The sequence below is a fragment of the Candidatus Binataceae bacterium genome, from assembly GCA_035500095.1.
Taxonomy (GTDB): domain Bacteria; phylum Desulfobacterota; class Binatia; order Binatales; family Binataceae; genus JAKAVN01.
In genome coordinates this window covers 1-15,322 of record DATJXN010000112.1, presented here as the reverse complement: position 1 = coordinate 15,322, position 15,322 = coordinate 1, and the positions used below count along the sequence as shown (strand labels likewise).

Below are 15,322 nucleotides of genomic sequence, written 5' to 3'. Positions count from 1 at the left end.
TCCAAGGAGCTCAGGCCAGTCTCAACTCCAAACTTATCAGCACGCGCTCAGTCTGGGAAAGGTCACCGATGATGTGACGGATCGGGACCGGAAGCTTCTTTACCAGGGTAGGGATGGCGACAATCTGGTCGGTCTTGGCTTGTTCCGGATGGCGCATCAGATCGACGATCTCGACTTCATAACGTCCGGGCATATGGGCATCACAGATCGCGCGGAGATTTCTGATCGCGGCAGTCGAGCGCGGCGATTGCCCCGCAACATACAGTCGCATGCGCCAGAATTCGTCCCCGGCCGATCGTGCGGGCGTTCCGGAGACACGCTTCTTGGCTGAGGCCGCCCGCGCGGGGTGCTTTGATGCAGTACTTTTTTTCTTCACTTTTTTCTCTGCCTTGATGCCGTCCCGTTGGCCCCGCGGCTATGGCCCATTTCGGCGCGATCGGAGGTTATGCGTTCTGCGGCCTCGGCATCGTAGGCTAAGCCGGCGCTGGCTTCAGTTTCTTCTGCCTCGAATTCGGCGCGAAGCGCTGCGATGCGCGCCTCCATCACCCGACGTTTGCGCTCGAGTTGCGCTACTTTGTGTCGGCTCTCGTCCTTCCGGCGAAGCTCGGCGTCGCGTTCGCTCGCTTCCTGCGCGACCCGCGCCGACCCGGTCAGCATCCCCGCAGGTCCGAGATAAACATTGGCCAGATGGATGCCATCTGAGTCCAGGGTGAATTCGCGGATCTGATTGGAATGGCTCATGCCCCGAGCCTTGAGGACGAAGAGGCCGCGGTTGCGCTCGCCGGAGAGTTCGATATCCCGCACCTGCAGCCAAACGTCAAGAATAGAGGAGATACCGACCTCGGTGGCTTCAAGCGCGGTTCCACCTTCGGTCAGGTAGGTCATGAAGGCTGTGATGCCGCTGGTTTTGAGGAAATCGACCAGCCTGGTGAGCATCACCTTTACGGCGCTCGCATTATCCCCGGCTGCAAAGTTGACCGGATCCACGATAACCACGGCCGGTTGGAACGCCTGGACTTCCTTGTGAATTGTCACCAGGTGCTTTTCGAGGCCGTATATCAATGGGCGTTGTGCCACAATCGAGAGCAGTCCGCTCTCGATATGGGGAATCAGGTCGATGCCGATTGAACGCATGTTGCGAGCAATCTGATCGGGAGACTCCTCAAAGGCGAAATACAGGACGCGCTCCCCCCTTTCGCACGTCGCGCGCGCCAGCGCGCTGGCGAAGCTGGTTTTCCCGGTGCCCGCGGTGCCCGAGATCAGCACTGTGGTCCCGCGAAATAGCCCGCCCATCCCCAGCATGGCATCGAGATCGGCGACGCCGGTCGGCACAATCTCGTTGGAAATCTTGTGCCCCAGTCCCAGGGACGTAATCGGGAATACCGAGAATCCTCGTTCGTCGATCAGAAACGGATATTCGTTGGAGCCGTGCGTGCTCCCGCGGTATTTCACGACCCGCATACGCCGCGTCGAAACCTGGTCGGTGATGCGATGGTCGAACAGAATCACGCAATCCGCAACGTACTCTTCGAGACCGAAGCGGGTGAGCGATTTTTCGCCGCGCTCGCCCGTGATAACCGCGGTGACGCCAAACGATTTCAAAAACTGGAACAGGCGGCGAATCTCGCTGCGCAGCAGGCCTTCGTTGGAGAATCCCGAGAACAGGGTCTCGATCGTGTCGAGAACTACGCGACGCGCGCCGATCGATTCGATTGCGTGGCGGAGCCGGATGAAGAGTCCCTCCAGATCGTACTCGCCGGTCTCGGACATCTGCTGCGGATCGACATGAACGTGATCGATCACCAGCATCCGTTGGCGGATGAGTTCATCGAGCTCGAATTTGAGTGAGGCGGCGTTAGTGACCAATTCTTCGCTGGTTTCCTCGAAAGCCATCAACACGCCTGGTTCGGAGAATTTCCGGGCGCCATTAGCGAGGAATTCCGTAGCGAACAGAGTCTTGCCGCATCCGGCGCCCCCGCATACCAGCGAAGCGCGGCCGCGCGGAAGACCGCCTGCAGTGACCTCATCGAAGCCCTCGATGCCCGTAGGCGCTTTTTCCAGACGATGGAACGGCTGAACCGAAATGCCGTTCGGCCCCTCGGCGACAGAGGTGACGCGCCTGGACCTGGAAGCTTTCTTCATTACGCTCTGACTCCCAAAGAACTCAGTCGGGAACCCGTTGAAATGTGCTCAAGATGCAATGTAACCCGCAAAAGCGCAAGTGACTGGCGGGTTCGATGCTCTCGGCGTGGAGCCGGGCCCATCAGGACCGTCGCGCCCATCAGCAGCAGCCTTGCAGGTCCAACCGCAGTCGGCGATTGGAGCGCCGAGGTTCGAGGCGCTGTTTTCCACGCGCTCGATCCGTTCGGTTAGCTTCTCAGTGCGCTCTCCCTTCCCCGCAATCACGCTATTGGTTTTTTTAAGTGCGCGGGGCTTAGGCACTCTCGGTGGCAGAAAAGACCGGCACATCTGCGCAATTTTTGTTTAGAAGCACAGATGCGATAGGCTGCGTCGCGCGGGCCTGTGGAAATAATCCAAAGGAGAACATCGAACATGGGCGAAACGCAAAGGCCGAACGATCAGTCTTCACAGGACCTGCTTCTCGGAATCGCAACAGGCTATATGCTCTCCCGTGCCGTGCACGTCGCCGCAGAGATGGGGATCGCCGATCTGCTGAGCGATGGCCCCGAAAGCGTCGAGGAACTGGCGCAGGCGACGGGAGCGCGGCCGCAACCGCTTTACCGTCTGCTGCGCGCGCTGGCCGGGAACGGGATCTTCGCGGAGGATTCATCCGGGCGCTTCGAATTGACGCCGCCCGCCGCCTGGCTGCGCAGCGGCGTCCCCGGTTCGCTGCGCGATGCCGTGCGGCTGGCGGGGGACATCACGGGCGAAGGAAAGTGGTGGAACCTGTGGAGCGATTTGCAGCGTTGCGCGATGACGGGTGAGCCGGAATTCGATCGCGTGTACGGGACCGATTTCTATTCGCATCTGGCCGGCTCTCCGTCGGCGAACCGATGGTGGTCGAGGGGTGTCGCGAGTTTCGCCGCCGCAGAGGTCGCTGCCATCGTTGACAGCTACGATTTTTCGTCGTTTAAGCGGATCGTCGACGTCGGAGGAGGGCGCGGCGGCCTTCTCGCAGAAATTCTCAAGCGCAATCCAGCCGCCAAGAGCGTGCTCTATGACCATCCGCTCATCGTGAAGGAGGCTGAGTACCTGGCCGCAGCCGGAGTTCTCGACCGCTGCGAGCTGGTCGGCGGCAATTTTCTTCAATCCGTTCCGGCCGGCGGCGATGCATACATCACGAAGAGAATCCTCATGGACTGGGACGATGAGGATTGCGTCAAGCTACTGCGCCTGTGCCGCGAGGCAATGACGAAAGACGGGCGCGTACTTACCATCATCGCGGTCCTGCCGCCGGGCAACCAACCGCATCCCGGCAAGATTATCGACCTCTTCATGATGATCCAATTGAAGGGGCGGGAGCGCACCGCGGACGAGTTCCGGGATCTGTATAAACGTGCAGGGCTGAAGCTCACGAGGATTGTCCACAATCCCTCGGCACTCTCGATCGTCGAAGGAGAGCGCGATTGACCCGCCGCCACTCCTCACGGCTCGTTACCGCTCATGCAGGAGTGTAAACTGACCCCGATGAATCTCCGCCACGCTGCCGCGCTCGCGCTGGTCGTGTATCTGCTTGTGCCTCCTTTCCAGGAGAGCCCGGTCTCACAAGCGTGCGCCGCTGGCTCAAATGCCGCGTGCTTGCGCCAGACGTTGAATCCCTCAGCGCCCATCGGCGATTGGCGGCTGCTTCAGGCTTTCGACACTGCCGAGGCATGCAAGACCTTCCGCGATGACCGGATACGAATCTTTGAGAAATGTCCGGGGCGTGCTCAGGAGGGGGATTCGAATTGCCCTGGAAGTCCGGAGCTTACGAGGTTCAACCTGGAGTTGGTCCGGCAGGGCAGATGCATCTCGCTCGACGAGCTGCGCCAGTTGGTGAAATAGCGCATGCCCGCCGACGGCCGCGTCATGGCGGGGAAGATCTGGGAATATCCAGAAAGATCGGCGGTGCCCCCTTGGCCCGTCGCCCCAAGAGTTTCATGTAGCGGTCTGATGTGACGGTCTGGCCGGGCGGGCTCCGGGCGTTCCCACCGGAATCATCACAAACAACCAAAAAATAGCCGGCAACTTCCGCGGGTAGATTATCGAGCGCGGCTCAGTTGCATAGCCGCAACGGCCTTTGCGCGCGACGCTGACAGAGGCGGTTTGAGAACGGCAAAGGCCGGAAAAGCTGACGGCATGCTGCTTGCTGACATGCTCTTCTCTACAGACGGGTAAACCTCCAGCTGCCAGACATCAGATCCGTCCTGCCCCTGAACGAGGTGGCACGATGACGCGAATCAAAGTTCTGACTGCTTTGGTCGTTATGTTGGCGACCGGATTGGGCACGATAGTCGTGCTGGTCCAGATCGTTCCCGGCAATGCCGACGGACGGGCTCCGTTGACGCTGACTGCCAGCGCAATGGTTACTGCCGGGCTGATCGTGGCCGGAGTATTGAGGCGGCCTGGATGACCGTCAGGAGACAGGTCGTCCTGGTTTGGGTGGCTTTGACGGCCGCCATCGTGTGGGGAGAACTGCTCTACGACGCGCGTCCGCAGTTGGCGCCGACCGTCGCGTTTTCCGCCTTGTTCAGCGCGGCGGGCACGACCATCATCCTCGCGGCGCTATACGCTCTGGATTCGATTGTGGGCCGGGTGCTCGGCAGAGCAGTGCATAAACCTTGAAGACGAGGCGGGGATGTGGCTATGGGCTTCCGGGACCGAATGTATGAGACGCAACTCGCAAAGTCGGCTTGGCTGTTGGAGCTGGCCGATCATTGGAGCGCACGCGACCCCGAGTTTGGCGAGCAGCTGCGCATGAAGGCGCGCCAGTTACAAAATGAAGAAGAAGATCGGCGCCCGGTCCACGACTGACCAGTCATCCTCGTAGTCATCGTACCGGAGCGAAAGGTTCGCCAACGTCGTGCCGACGGCGACGCCGAGCGCGAGCCGGCGCATCCTTTCCTTGTCTTCGACAAGACGCATGCCGCGGCGCTACTGGTGCGCGTGCCGCGCGCCGGTCTGGATCGACTGGAGATAGGCGACCAGATCCCGAATCATCGCACGGACGGCGGCTTCGTCGTGCGTTTGCGAATAGAAGCGTTTGCCCCATACCGGCATGTCGCGCGGACCGTGAGCCTTGACCTCGGCGCGGCCGTCGATAAAGCGGGCGACCTGGTCTTCGGGCAACGGATTCCCGAAGCGGTCCGAAAGCAGCCGCAGATTGGCTGGCGGAGTCGTCAATGAGTGCGCCACCGGACCGTCGCCTTCGCCGGTCAGCCCGTGACACGATCCACAATATTCGAGGTAAAGTTCGCGTCCCTGCCCAACCGCATCATCGGCTGCGCGGGCGGTCGAAGCGAAAATCAGCAGCACAAGGATAAGCGCGAAGGTCCATCGCAGCGTCAAGATCATCAGGGTTCTCCCGGCGTCAGGTTACTCTACGCGGGTGGTGAAGCAAAACCGCATCCGCCGCGGCCCGGGCTCGCTCACTTCATTGCCGGCGGGGCCTGATGCTGCAACTGGAACGCGATGAACAGCAAATAGGCTACGACCAGGAATCCGAGCAGCCATCTGGCGATGGGCGCCGCCCGGTTCACGAAGAGCGAAGCGGCATGACGCCGGCGCGAGCTTCGTTTCTGAAAAGTCGAGAGCGCGAGCAGAAAGACTATCAGCAGCGCGATCGCGGAGAGCAGCTCCGCGCTGACTTGTGCCGTGGACATGATGGCGAATCATACTCCCAATCCCGAACGATTGTACATTATGGGATCGCATCTGCCATGACAGCGAACTTGCCGCCGCCTAAGGCGGAGACCTTCGATTAGAATCCGCCGGCATATCTGGCTATGCTCGGTCCGCATCCGGCGAAAGCAACGCCGATCAAATGTAGCGATGGACGAGCGGGGAACGTCGAAGCACATGGCGGTCATTTCATCGACGTTGTCGGTTAGGGCGATGCGCGACATGGCGCTACGGGCATGGCGCTCCAAACGCGTATTCTCGATCACTCTGCTGGTGATCGCGGTGCTGCTCGGCGCTCGCTATCGCTTCCACAAGTTGCAGCGCTGGGACATGAATGATGCTGAGGGCAGTACATGGGCTGCCGTCATCGCGCCGAACGTTTGCGAAGTCGTCAGGACTTTCTGGCAAGTCGAATTCGGCGGCAAGCATCCCGCCTACGACCTCGTGCTGTACGAGTGGGTGCGCGCCTTTGGCGCCAGCCTGTTAGCGATGCGCGCGATGTCGGCGTTGCTGGGAACGATCGCGATCGTGCTGCTGTTTTTAGCCGTGCGCGAGGTCTCCCGCGCGCTGGAAGGAGAGGCGAGCGCCGAAAAAGGAGAGATAGCAGGCGCGTTCGCCGCACTGATCTTTGCGCTCAACATCACCCTCCTGATTTCGAGCCGCACGGCACGCGAGTTTTCGCTATTGATTGCGGTGGAACTGCTGCAAATCATCTTCTTCATGCGGGCTCAGCGTCGCGGCGTATTCGACGACTACCTCGGCCTCGCGATTTTTACCGCGCTGATGCTGCCGATCAATTACAGCGCGAGTTTCCTACTGCTCGCCGAAGCGCTGTGGCTACTGTGTCTGCTGGCGGCAAAACGGACGGGAGCGGCACGTGCCCTCCAGCTCAAAGTCTTTCGTCCCGGCTTTGCGGTATTGGCGGGCATGTCGCTGCTCATTCCGCTCCTTCCGGACGCGTACGCGACTTCGCGCGCCGGCATGGCGTGGATCGGGGCGAAGCTCATTAAGCCCGAGCCTAACTCATGGCCGTACACGGTCCTGCGCGACGCGGTTGGGGAGTCGGCGCTGTTCTGGATTGTTGCGGCCCTGATCGCCTTCGGCGTCTGGCGGCAATGGCGTACGGCGCTTCTGGTGCCGGGCTTCCTGGCGATTTGGACGGCGGGGCCGGTGCTGGCGGCATTCGCTGAGAGCCACATAACCCGGCCAATCGAAATGCCGCGCTACGTGATTATCGCCTTTGCCGGACTGTTCGCGTTCGCGGGCTTCGGGGCGGCCTGTGTACGCAGCACCGCCATACGCATCATCCTCGCGGCACTAATCATCGCTATGTCGATGCGGACCGCGGACCGTTTGCTCAAGCTCAAGGTCTCGCCCAACGGCGACTGGCGGAAAGCGGCCGCCGTCGCAGTCAAACATACCTCGCCTGGCGAGCAGATAGCGGTCTTCGCGCCCTACGACCTCTGGGTGGTGCAATTCTATCTGCCTTCGGAACGCCGCATCGCGGCCGTCCAAATGGATAGCAACCCCATTCAGACCAAATGCGGCACGGCGCCGGTACTGATTTTCGACCAGCACACAAGGGCCATCCCACCGCAGATCGCGGCGATCAAGGCATGCTATCCGCGCGTGATCGCAAGCTTAAACCGAATCGAAGTGCGTGTGCGCTGATGTAGCGTCCCTTCGGCGCGTTGCGTATGAAGACGCGCCGCAGTCGCGGCGCGGGCTCATGCCTGGAGCAGCGCGGCAGAGCGGCTGGAGCAGCGCGGCAGAGCGGCTGAAGGACAGCGGGCGGCAGTGACCGGAATTCGCCATCGCCCGGGGCGGCGACTTTTCGATGAGATTCGCCGGGCAGACTCGCCGTTGCATCTGTTCTTGGGCTATTCTCATCCTCCGGGTTAAGCCGGATGCTCGTGAAAACTTTGTGGAGAGGGAAGATGCGGTTGCTGTTCGGTAGTCGCCCCGTAAGAGAGTTATGCATCTGGATGGTCGCCCTGCTGCTGCTCGCGAGTTGTGCTGCAGGCGCGCGCGCGGAGACCGGCGGCAAACAGGATTTCGAGCAGAATTGCGCCTCCTGCCATGGCAAGGACGGCAAGGGTCATGGAGAGGCGCTGTACGTCATTCCCGGAATCAAGCCGCCGGACCTCACGCTCCTCAGCAAGAACAGTGGAGGCGTATTTCCGGCGGAGCAGGTATATAAAGCAATCGACGGAAGATCGGGCATTCCCGCACACTCACGCATCGACATGCCCTTTTGGGGAACAACCTTGCAGGACCAAGGAAAGGAGTTTACCCCCGAGAGCGAAGCGAAGGTCAAGGCGCGGATCTCGAACATGGTCGCTTACATCAAGAGCATCCAGGAAAAATAGGCACTACCGACCCGCGAGAGTGAGCGAGGCCCACTTGAGCACACGGTCCTCATGGAGAAATAAGCGATGAAGACTCGCTTCCGAAGGATTCTGTGTCCGATCGATTTCGATCGGATCTCGATTCCCGCGCTCGAGCTGGCTGTCGGTATGGCCAAGCAGCACGGCGGCCGGGTCTATCTCTTTTACATCACGCCCAACGTTCCGACGGCCCGTCAGAGCGCCGAGATCAAGGCGCTCACGACTGACAGCCTGCGCAGCGTCGCGCGCAAATGGCTGCAGGGGAAGGTTCCTTATCAGATCATCGTGCGTTCCGGCGCGCCCGTCTCAGGCCTGCTCAAGGCCGAGGAGGAGCTGTCGATCGATCTGGTCGTGATGGCGACGCACGGACGCACCGGCAAGAAGCATACGCTGCTCGGCAGCGTTACCGAGCAGGTGGTGCGCCGGTCGATCTGCCCGGTTCTCACCATCCGGCCAATGTAAACGGGCGGGACCGCTGGCTATCGGTCGGCGCTGCCGGGAAGCCTCTGAAAACCGGCAACCGGCGACCTGGCCGAACGGCCATCGGTTTGACCTGCGCGGCCGGCCCGCCTTTTTTACGGTCGACCTCAGGAAGGCGGTAGGGGGCCCTTCGTCTCGTCGAGGCATCTGGTCGGCGGGATGGCTTGCGCCAGACGCCGGCGCCGATTTGGATACTTCGCCTGGTTGGCCTGTTTGAGATGGCGCTTGTAATTTGCTTGCCAGGTGGCGGCGGCCTTTTCGCAGGCCTCGATCGTTGGAAAGCCGGTCTTGATCGTGCGCGGCTCCGGCTCAGTGACGATCAGCGCCCATCCGACCAGCGCGAGCGTGGCGAGATGGTATCGGCTCATGCAAGGCGTGTTAGCAAATGCGAGCGGAAAAGCAAAAGTGATCTGGGTCCGTACGGCGCGCGCGCGCGCACAATGATTCGAGGAATTGGACTGGGACGAGCGAGGATGCTAGGGAGAATGGCAGGGGACAATAGCGGTGGATGACCGCGATATGCGCTCCAATCTTTTGCGGTACCCGCCTTGGGTCCTGATGTTATTTCTCCTGCTGGCCGGTTGTGCGACTGCGGACAGGGATGCCGCGAACTTCAAACAAGCGCAGAAGCTCCGCCAGAATGCGCTGTTGGCGGCGCGTCAAGGCGATACCGCGACCGCCCTCGAGGACATAAACCAGGCACAGATATTGGAGCCGCTGGCGACAAGATCTCCGGGCCTAAGGCCGCCGCCGCTCAGCGGGCCCGAGCATCGGCCGATAGCGCCCGCCGGCGGCCAGACGACAACCTGCAACAACGTCGGCATCAACCGTTTTTATTGCTTCTGACCCGCCCCGGTTCCGGGACGCAGGTCGGCGCTCCGGCGCGGCCTTGCGTCAGTCGATAGATTCTACTGTCAAGAGAGATTCTTATATCCAGAGGGTGGGGCCGGAAGGTTACGGCGCCGCTTATTGGGGGCCGAGAGGGCTGGCCTTACGCGGCCAACGCTGAGAACGGCCGGAATCGAAGCCTGGCCCGATTGAAGAGGAAGATTGGAAGCTACCAGGAGATGACGTTCGTCATTACGTACCAGAGGGCGACGAGCCCTGCCGCCATGAACACGAACATCCTGACGTTTTCCCAGAAATGACCTTCGTTGAAGGCCGTCTTTCTTTTCATTTCGAGGGTCCCTCGCGTCCCATACGTCGCGCCGGTTACTGTTTCGACGGATTTCTCGAGTCTATACTATTCTGAGGCGCGAGGGCAGCCCTTTAGCATCGTTTCCAAAGGCGACCATCCAGCCTCTCGCGTCCAAGCTAACTATGAGGCGCGGCCGACTGGGGACTTTCCAGGGTGCGGTTTACGCTGCGATGTCGCCGAGCCGGGGATCCGGGCGCTTTTTCAGCGCCGTATAGGTCGCGACACCCTCGATGCACTTGCGGCGCGGCGGTACGAAGACGCCGTCAAAGTCGGCAGGGCGCCCCGTGAGAGCCCTGTAAGTAACGACCGCCTCGACGTGCTGGAGGCTGGCTGGCGCGAAGTAGCCGTCAAAGTCAGCGGGACGCTCAGTGAGCGCGGTGTAAATGCGCGGCTCATCGGCTACCACGGACACATCATACGCCGCGGTGCCCGACATGACAGATACGATCGTCGCTTTTGAGCTATCGATCTCCAAAGTGGTGTGGTCCATTTTCATATCCTCCGAAAGCTTACCGCATTCGCGAAAGTTCTTTCGCATTGGGTATAGAGCAAGCACGATACCAACAAGACAGTGCTCTCGAATTGCTCGTACAATTGAAGGTGAATTCGGCGCCGCGGCCGCTTGCTCCTCCTCGAATGTCCGAACGATTGCAATTATGAGACAGACACCGCTGGGCTATCCGCGAGAGCGGGCGTTCGTTAGTGAGACAGCGAAAAGAATAAAGACGCGGGAAGGAGAAAAACTAAGGCGAGGAAATCAAGCGATCGGCTGGCTACGCCGCGACGCGGCTGGAAAGCGGCGTTCGAGCCGCAGTCCAGCCGCTCGCCGCCGCTACTGCGCGATCCATCCTCCGTCAACTGCCATCGGCAGCCCGGTCACGAATGACGACGCGTCAGAGCACAGCCATAACACAGCCTCGGCGATCTCCTCCGGCTTGCCCATCCGGCCCACCGGTTCGGCGTTCTCGAGGTCTTTCTCCGTGTAGGTCTCGAGCGTGCTCGCGTCGAGCATCCTCGCGACCATCGGCGTCCGGATCACACCCGGGCAGACGGCGTTGACGCGGATACCTTTCTGCGCATACTCGAGCGCCGCCGTCTTGGTCATCATTACGACGCCGCCTTTGGACGCGTTGTAGGCGACCAGTCCGCGAAATCCGACCAGGCCAGCTACCGAGGCGGTGTTCACGATCGCGCCGCCGCCGTGCTTGAGCATCTCCGGGATTTCATACTTCATGCACAACCACACGCCCTTTAGGTTGATCGCGATGACGCGGTCAAAATTCTCCTCGGTGCATTCGGCCGTGACGGCCATGCGGCCCTCGATACCCGCATTGTTGTGCGCGCAATCAAGGCGTCCCCAGGTCTGCACGACCTTGTTAACCATCGTTTCGACCGGTTTGGCGCTCGAGATATCGGCGTGGATGAAAATCGCCTCGCCGCCCGCAGCGCCGATCTCGCGCGCGGTGCGCTCGCCGCCTTGCGCCACATAGTCCGCGACGGCGACCTTCGCGCCCTCGCGCGCGAACGCCATCGCGGTCGCCCTGCCGATACCTGACCCGCCGCCGGTGACCAGCGCGACTTTGCCTTTGAAATTTGCAGCCATCGATGCTTTGCCTCCCGCCTCTTCATCCCGCCAATGGCGCGTTTAATCAAGGGACGCACGGGTTGTCTGCCGGAGGAACCCTCTTTAGTGAAAATCAGCACTACAAAGGCCGGCACAGATGAGATTGGGCCGCAGAAGGATGCAACGAAGGTAATTATCCGGAGAAATACTGCCCATCAAAGCTAATTGAAGATGAGTTAATCTATCCAATGCGAAATAATTTGCAGTTAAATAGTGAATTCAGCAGATTTATTATGGAATCGCCTTATTATATCTGTTACAAAGCTGTACTAGATGTTTAGACAAGCAAATAGCGCTCTTGATTTCTTTGCGGTCGCCGTCGTCGACCTCCTCATAGAGCCTACTGGCTCAACACTTCCAGTCAACTTTTGCGGCAACCGTACTAGGGAGAGATAGATGTCCTGGCTCAAGAAGATTGTTTCCACGATTGGCGGGCAAAAGATTGAGAAGACGGCGGAAGCCGTTCTTGAGGCTATGCCCACAGTGCAATGCGCGACCGCAGCGTCTGCCGCAGTGGCTGAGGCGCCGAGCAACTCTGACGACGAAGCGGCTGATGAAGGCACGAAGCAGCGGCGTTACTTCGTCAAGAAGGGCCTCTTCGTCGACAATGAGGAAGAGCGTGCGGCGGCGCACAAGGTCCAGGCAGCTTCCGAGGAAGTTCCCGACAAGCGTCCCGTCGCTCTCAAGGAGCTCTTTCCCAAGCTCTCGCTCCGCTGAGAGACCGCGGCGGCCGTCCTCGATCACTGCGGATCGCGGCGCCTCGTGACGGTCTCGCGGTCCGCGCCGTCGCCGGCACCTTTGCTGTCGAGCACGCCTTGTCCTTGACAGGCGGGCGGTGAAATTAACAAACCAGATCGGTATATGATCTCGTCCGCTCGGGCCTCGCGGCCCGGACGAGGAGGATCCTACGATGTCTACCGATCATGCTCCGGACCCGGCGGCGGTCCGGGCGCGCCTGAGCCATCCCGTCGTCGATTCCGACGGTCATTGGCTCGAATTCGCGCCGGACATTTGCGAGTACCTCGAGCGCGTCGCGGGACGCGGTGCGGCTGAAGCCTTCAACTCGCGCAACGGGCGAGTTGCGCGCGACCTCGAACTTACCGTCGAGCAACGCCGCGACCTGCGGCGTCCGCAGCAGGGATGGTGGACGTTCCCGACGCGCAACACGCTCGATCGGGCGACCGCGATGGTGCCGCGGCTGCTCTACGAGCGGCTCGACGAGCTCGGGCTGGACTTCTGCATCCTTTATCCCACGACCGGCCTCGCCGTCCCTTTCATCAGCAACGACGAGCTGCGCCGCGCGGCCTGTCGCGCTTTCAACATGTACGCAGCCGAACAGTTCGCGCCGTATGCCGACCGGCTGACGCCGGCAGCGGTGGTCCCGATGAACACGCCGGCCGAGGCGATCGAGGAGCTCGAGCGCGTCAAAGCGCTCAAGCTGAAGGTGGTCGTGATGTCGAGCGTGATCAAGCGGCCGATCCCGGCGGCGGCGCGCCGCTCGCCCGAGCTCGCGCGCTACGCGACCTGGTTCGACATGTTCGGCCTCGACAGCGAATATGACTACGACCCGGTCTGGGCGAAATGCGTGGAGCTCGGGATCGCGCCGACCTTTCATTCGAGCGGGCGGGGCTACGGGATGCGCGTGTCGGTGTCGAATTTCACCTACAACCATATCGGGCATTTCGCGGTCTCGGCCGAGGCGGTGTGCAAGGCGCTGTTCCTGGGCGGCGTGACGCGGCGCTTTCCTGCGCTGAAGGTCGCGTTCCTCGAAGGCGGCGTCGGATGGGCCTGCAATCTGTACGCGGACTTGATCGGGCATTGGAAAAAGCGCAACGCCCGCGCGCTTGCCGAAGTCGATCCGGTCAATCTCGATCGCGGGCGCCTGGCCGAACTGTTCGGGCGCTACGCGGCGCCGCGATGGAACGAGCAGCTTGAGCACTGGACACCCGAGGGCGAGGGCGGAATGCCGGCGATGCCGGGGGCGGGGCGCTACGACGATTTCGCCGCGTGCGGAATCGAGCGCGCCGAGGACATCCGCGATCTCTTCTGCCGCAACTTTTATTTTGGCTGCGAGGCCGACGATCCGATGAACGCGTGGGGCTTCAACGCGCGGGTCAATCCATACGGCGCGAAGGTCAAGACGCTGTTCGGCTCCGACATCGGACATTTCGACGTGCCCGACATGCGCGAGGTCCTGCCAGAGGCGCGCGAGCTTGCCGACGACGGCCTCATCACGGAACGGGACTTCCGCGATTTCGTGTTCGCCAATCCGGTCGAATTCTGGGGCGGGATGAATCCGGATTTCTTCAAGGGTACGCGGGTCGAAAAGGAAGCGGCGGCGGTCCTCGGGGGAGCTCGCGCTTGAAGATTCCGCTTGCGCTTGTTGGCAGCGCCGGCGCCGGCGCGTAAGGTTTACGCTCGCCGTCAAGAAGGACCGAAGGATTAATGAAAGTATCGCTCTTCTATCTTCCGTCGGTGGGCAACAAGGCCCAGGTCGAAAAAGGGATGGTCGGTCTGCGCGGCGAGCTTTACGATCAGATGCTGCGTGAGGTTTCCGAGCAGGCGCGCCTCGCCGACGATCTCGGCTACGACTCGATTAGTTTCACCGAGCATCACTTCCACGCCGAAGGCTTCGAGCTCTCCAACAATCCCGTGCTGCTCGATCTCTATATCGGGATGCAGACCAGGCGCCTGCGCGTCGGCCAGCTCGGCATCGTGCTGCCCGCCAACAACCCGATTCGTGTGGCCGAGGATATCGCGATGCTCGACCACATGACCGGCGGGCGCGCCAACGCCGGCTTCGCCCGCGGCTACCAGCGCCGCTGGGTCGATATCATGGCCCAGCAGACCCACGGCATCCACGGCGCCCAGCCGCATCAGCACGACGAGATCGACGCCGCCAATCGCGCCGCGTTCGAGGAATGCTTCCGCATCATCAAGGCCGCATGGACCGACGACATGCTGAGCTACCAGGGCAAGTACTGGCGCGTGCCGCCGGGCGAGACGCCGTGGGCGATCGAGGCCACGACGAAGTGGGGCAGGGGCGTCGAGGACGGCATCGTCAAGGCGGTGAGCGTGGTGCCTAAGCCTGTGCAGAAGCCGCATCCGCCGATTTTCCAGCCCTTCGCGTCGTCGGAGCGGAGCATCCGATGGTGCGCGCAGGAAGGTGTGACCGCGGTGATTCCGCCGCTCTTCCCGGCTTTCGAGCGGCAGTTGTGCGACATCTATGGGGAGGTCTCGGGGCGCGCGCCCGGCGAGGGGATGGGCGTGCTGCGCGATATCATCATCGCCGACACCGATGCGGAAGCGCACGCGATCTGGCATGAGAGCGGATATTTCTGCGGACGCGAATGGTTCCTCCCGTTCGGGTTTGCCAAGGGGCTGGAAGATCCGAAGACCGGCGAGACGCCTGATCTCTTCGACAACGGCCTTGCGCTGGTCGGCACGGTCGACACGGTGACGCGCCAGGTCGAGCAGCTGCTGAAGCGGCTGCCGGTCTCGTGGATCTTTGCCTGGATGTACAACGGTTTGATGGCGCACGACCGGCTGATGAAGACGATCGAGCTCTTTGCGACCAAAGTCCTGCCGCGGGTCGCGAACGCGGGCTGAGCGATCGTCGCTGCGCCGTCGAGTTTTCCGGCGGATGTCTAACTAATTTCCGGTGCAAAAGTGATTTTCCCGGTTGAGGGCGTAGCTTCGCGCGGAAACGCGCGAAGCACAACCGGGGCTGTTCAGGGTTTCGCCGCAGTGATCAGGACCCAGAGATTATTGCTGAGCACGCCCCAGCCAACC

At 61.4% G+C, this 15,322-nt stretch carries 18 protein-coding genes; 10 read left to right on the top strand and 8 right to left on the bottom strand.

All coding sequences use genetic code 11. From position 1 onward, the window contains the following. Window positions 1-10: 10 nt before the first annotated feature. Entirely contained in the window at window positions 11-376 is a 366-nt protein-coding gene (locus tag VMI09_11285) for a circadian clock KaiB family protein (GenBank protein HTQ25270.1), read from the bottom strand. Further along, window positions 373-2,142, bottom strand: coding sequence for a circadian clock protein KaiC (gene kaiC / locus VMI09_11280; protein ID HTQ25269.1), 1,770 nt, complete (start codon window positions 2,140-2,142; stop codon window positions 373-375). Before kaiC ends, VMI09_11285 begins: the two co-directional genes overlap by 4 nt. A 411-nt stretch (window positions 2,143-2,553) precedes the next feature. Here kaiC and VMI09_11275 point away from each other — a divergent pair, with 411 nt between their 5' ends. From VMI09_11275 to VMI09_11265, 3 genes are all read left to right on the top strand, one after another. Next, window positions 2,554-3,591, top strand: a complete 1,038-nt coding sequence (locus tag VMI09_11275) for a methyltransferase (protein ID HTQ25268.1) — start codon at window positions 2,554-2,556, stop codon at window positions 3,589-3,591. Window positions 3,592-4,390: 799 nt separating this feature from the next. Next, window positions 4,391-4,573: a hypothetical protein gene (locus VMI09_11270; GenBank protein ID HTQ25267.1), complete on the top strand. Its 183-nt coding sequence runs from the start codon at window positions 4,391-4,393 to the stop codon at window positions 4,571-4,573. After that, the gene (locus tag VMI09_11265) at window positions 4,570-4,785 is read left to right on the top strand and encodes a hypothetical protein (GenBank protein HTQ25266.1); all 216 of its coding nucleotides are present in this window, start codon (window positions 4,570-4,572) and stop codon (window positions 4,783-4,785) included. The genes VMI09_11270 and VMI09_11265 overlap by 4 nt, the downstream gene beginning before the upstream one ends. 147 nt (window positions 4,786-4,932) lie before the next feature. Here the strand turns inward: VMI09_11265 and VMI09_11260 are convergent, their stop codons facing one another. The 3 genes from VMI09_11260 to VMI09_11250 all read right to left on the bottom strand — a co-directional run bounded on the left by VMI09_11260 (window position 4,933) and on the right by VMI09_11250 (window position 5,822). Next, a complete protein-coding gene (locus tag VMI09_11260) occupies window positions 4,933-5,085 on the bottom strand; it encodes a hypothetical protein (GenBank protein ID HTQ25265.1) in 153 nt (50 codons plus the stop codon). Window positions 5,086-5,094: 9 nt separating this feature from the next. Then, window positions 5,095-5,514 carry a cytochrome c gene (locus VMI09_11255; protein ID HTQ25264.1) on the bottom strand — a complete coding sequence of 140 codons (420 nt, stop codon included), beginning with the start codon at window positions 5,512-5,514 and terminating at the stop codon, window positions 5,095-5,097. A gap of 74 nt (window positions 5,515-5,588) precedes the next feature. Beyond that, a complete protein-coding gene (locus tag VMI09_11250; GenBank protein ID HTQ25263.1) occupies window positions 5,589-5,822 on the bottom strand; it encodes a hypothetical protein in 234 nt (77 codons plus the stop codon). Window positions 5,823-5,991: 169 nt separating this feature from the next. Between VMI09_11250 and VMI09_11245 the strand changes: the two genes are divergently transcribed. From VMI09_11245 to VMI09_11235, 3 genes are all read left to right on the top strand, one after another. Continuing rightward, window positions 5,992-7,512 carry a hypothetical protein gene (locus VMI09_11245; GenBank protein ID HTQ25262.1) on the top strand — a complete coding sequence of 507 codons (1,521 nt, stop codon included), beginning with the start codon at window positions 5,992-5,994 and terminating at the stop codon, window positions 7,510-7,512. Window positions 7,513-7,826: 314 nt separating this feature from the next. Further along, window positions 7,827-8,210 (top strand): cytochrome c, encoded by a 384-nt coding sequence (locus VMI09_11240; protein HTQ25261.1) that lies wholly within the window; start codon window positions 7,827-7,829, stop codon window positions 8,208-8,210. A gap of 66 nt (window positions 8,211-8,276) precedes the next feature. After that, window positions 8,277-8,690 (top strand): universal stress protein, encoded by a 414-nt coding sequence (locus tag VMI09_11235; GenBank protein ID HTQ25260.1) that lies wholly within the window; start codon window positions 8,277-8,279, stop codon window positions 8,688-8,690. 125 nt (window positions 8,691-8,815) lie between these two features. Here VMI09_11235 and VMI09_11230 read toward each other — a convergent pair whose 3' ends face one another. Then, the gene (locus VMI09_11230) at window positions 8,816-9,076 is read right to left on the bottom strand and encodes a hypothetical protein (GenBank protein ID HTQ25259.1); all 261 of its coding nucleotides are present in this window, start codon (window positions 9,074-9,076) and stop codon (window positions 8,816-8,818) included. Between the two features lie 136 nt (window positions 9,077-9,212). Here VMI09_11230 and VMI09_11225 point away from each other — a divergent pair, with 136 nt between their 5' ends. Further along, window positions 9,213-9,554, top strand: coding sequence for a hypothetical protein (locus VMI09_11225; protein ID HTQ25258.1), 342 nt, complete (start codon window positions 9,213-9,215; stop codon window positions 9,552-9,554). Window positions 9,555-10,066: 512 nt separating this feature from the next. On the opposite strand, the gene VMI09_11220 is transcribed toward VMI09_11225, so the two are convergent. Both VMI09_11220 and VMI09_11215 read right to left on the bottom strand, forming a co-directional pair. Next, window positions 10,067-10,396: a hypothetical protein gene (locus VMI09_11220; GenBank protein HTQ25257.1), complete on the bottom strand. Its 330-nt coding sequence runs from the start codon at window positions 10,394-10,396 to the stop codon at window positions 10,067-10,069. Window positions 10,397-10,738: 342 nt separating this feature from the next. Next, a complete protein-coding gene (locus VMI09_11215; protein HTQ25256.1) occupies window positions 10,739-11,509 on the bottom strand; it encodes an SDR family oxidoreductase in 771 nt (256 codons plus the stop codon). A gap of 417 nt (window positions 11,510-11,926) precedes the next feature. On the opposite strand from VMI09_11215, the gene VMI09_11210 reads away from it, so the two are divergent. The 3 genes from VMI09_11210 to VMI09_11200 all read left to right on the top strand — a co-directional run bounded on the left by VMI09_11210 (window position 11,927) and on the right by VMI09_11200 (window position 15,139). Then, complete coding sequence (locus VMI09_11210) at window positions 11,927-12,247, top strand: hypothetical protein (GenBank protein HTQ25255.1); 321 nt, start codon at window positions 11,927-11,929, stop codon at window positions 12,245-12,247. A 193-nt stretch (window positions 12,248-12,440) separates the two neighbouring features. Continuing rightward, entirely contained in the window at window positions 12,441-13,895 is a 1,455-nt protein-coding gene (locus VMI09_11205; protein HTQ25254.1) for an amidohydrolase family protein, read from the top strand. A gap of 80 nt (window positions 13,896-13,975) precedes the next feature. After that, window positions 13,976-15,139 carry an LLM class flavin-dependent oxidoreductase gene (locus tag VMI09_11200; GenBank protein ID HTQ25253.1) on the top strand — a complete coding sequence of 388 codons (1,164 nt, stop codon included), beginning with the start codon at window positions 13,976-13,978 and terminating at the stop codon, window positions 15,137-15,139. The last annotated feature ends 183 nt before the right edge of the window (window positions 15,140-15,322 follow it).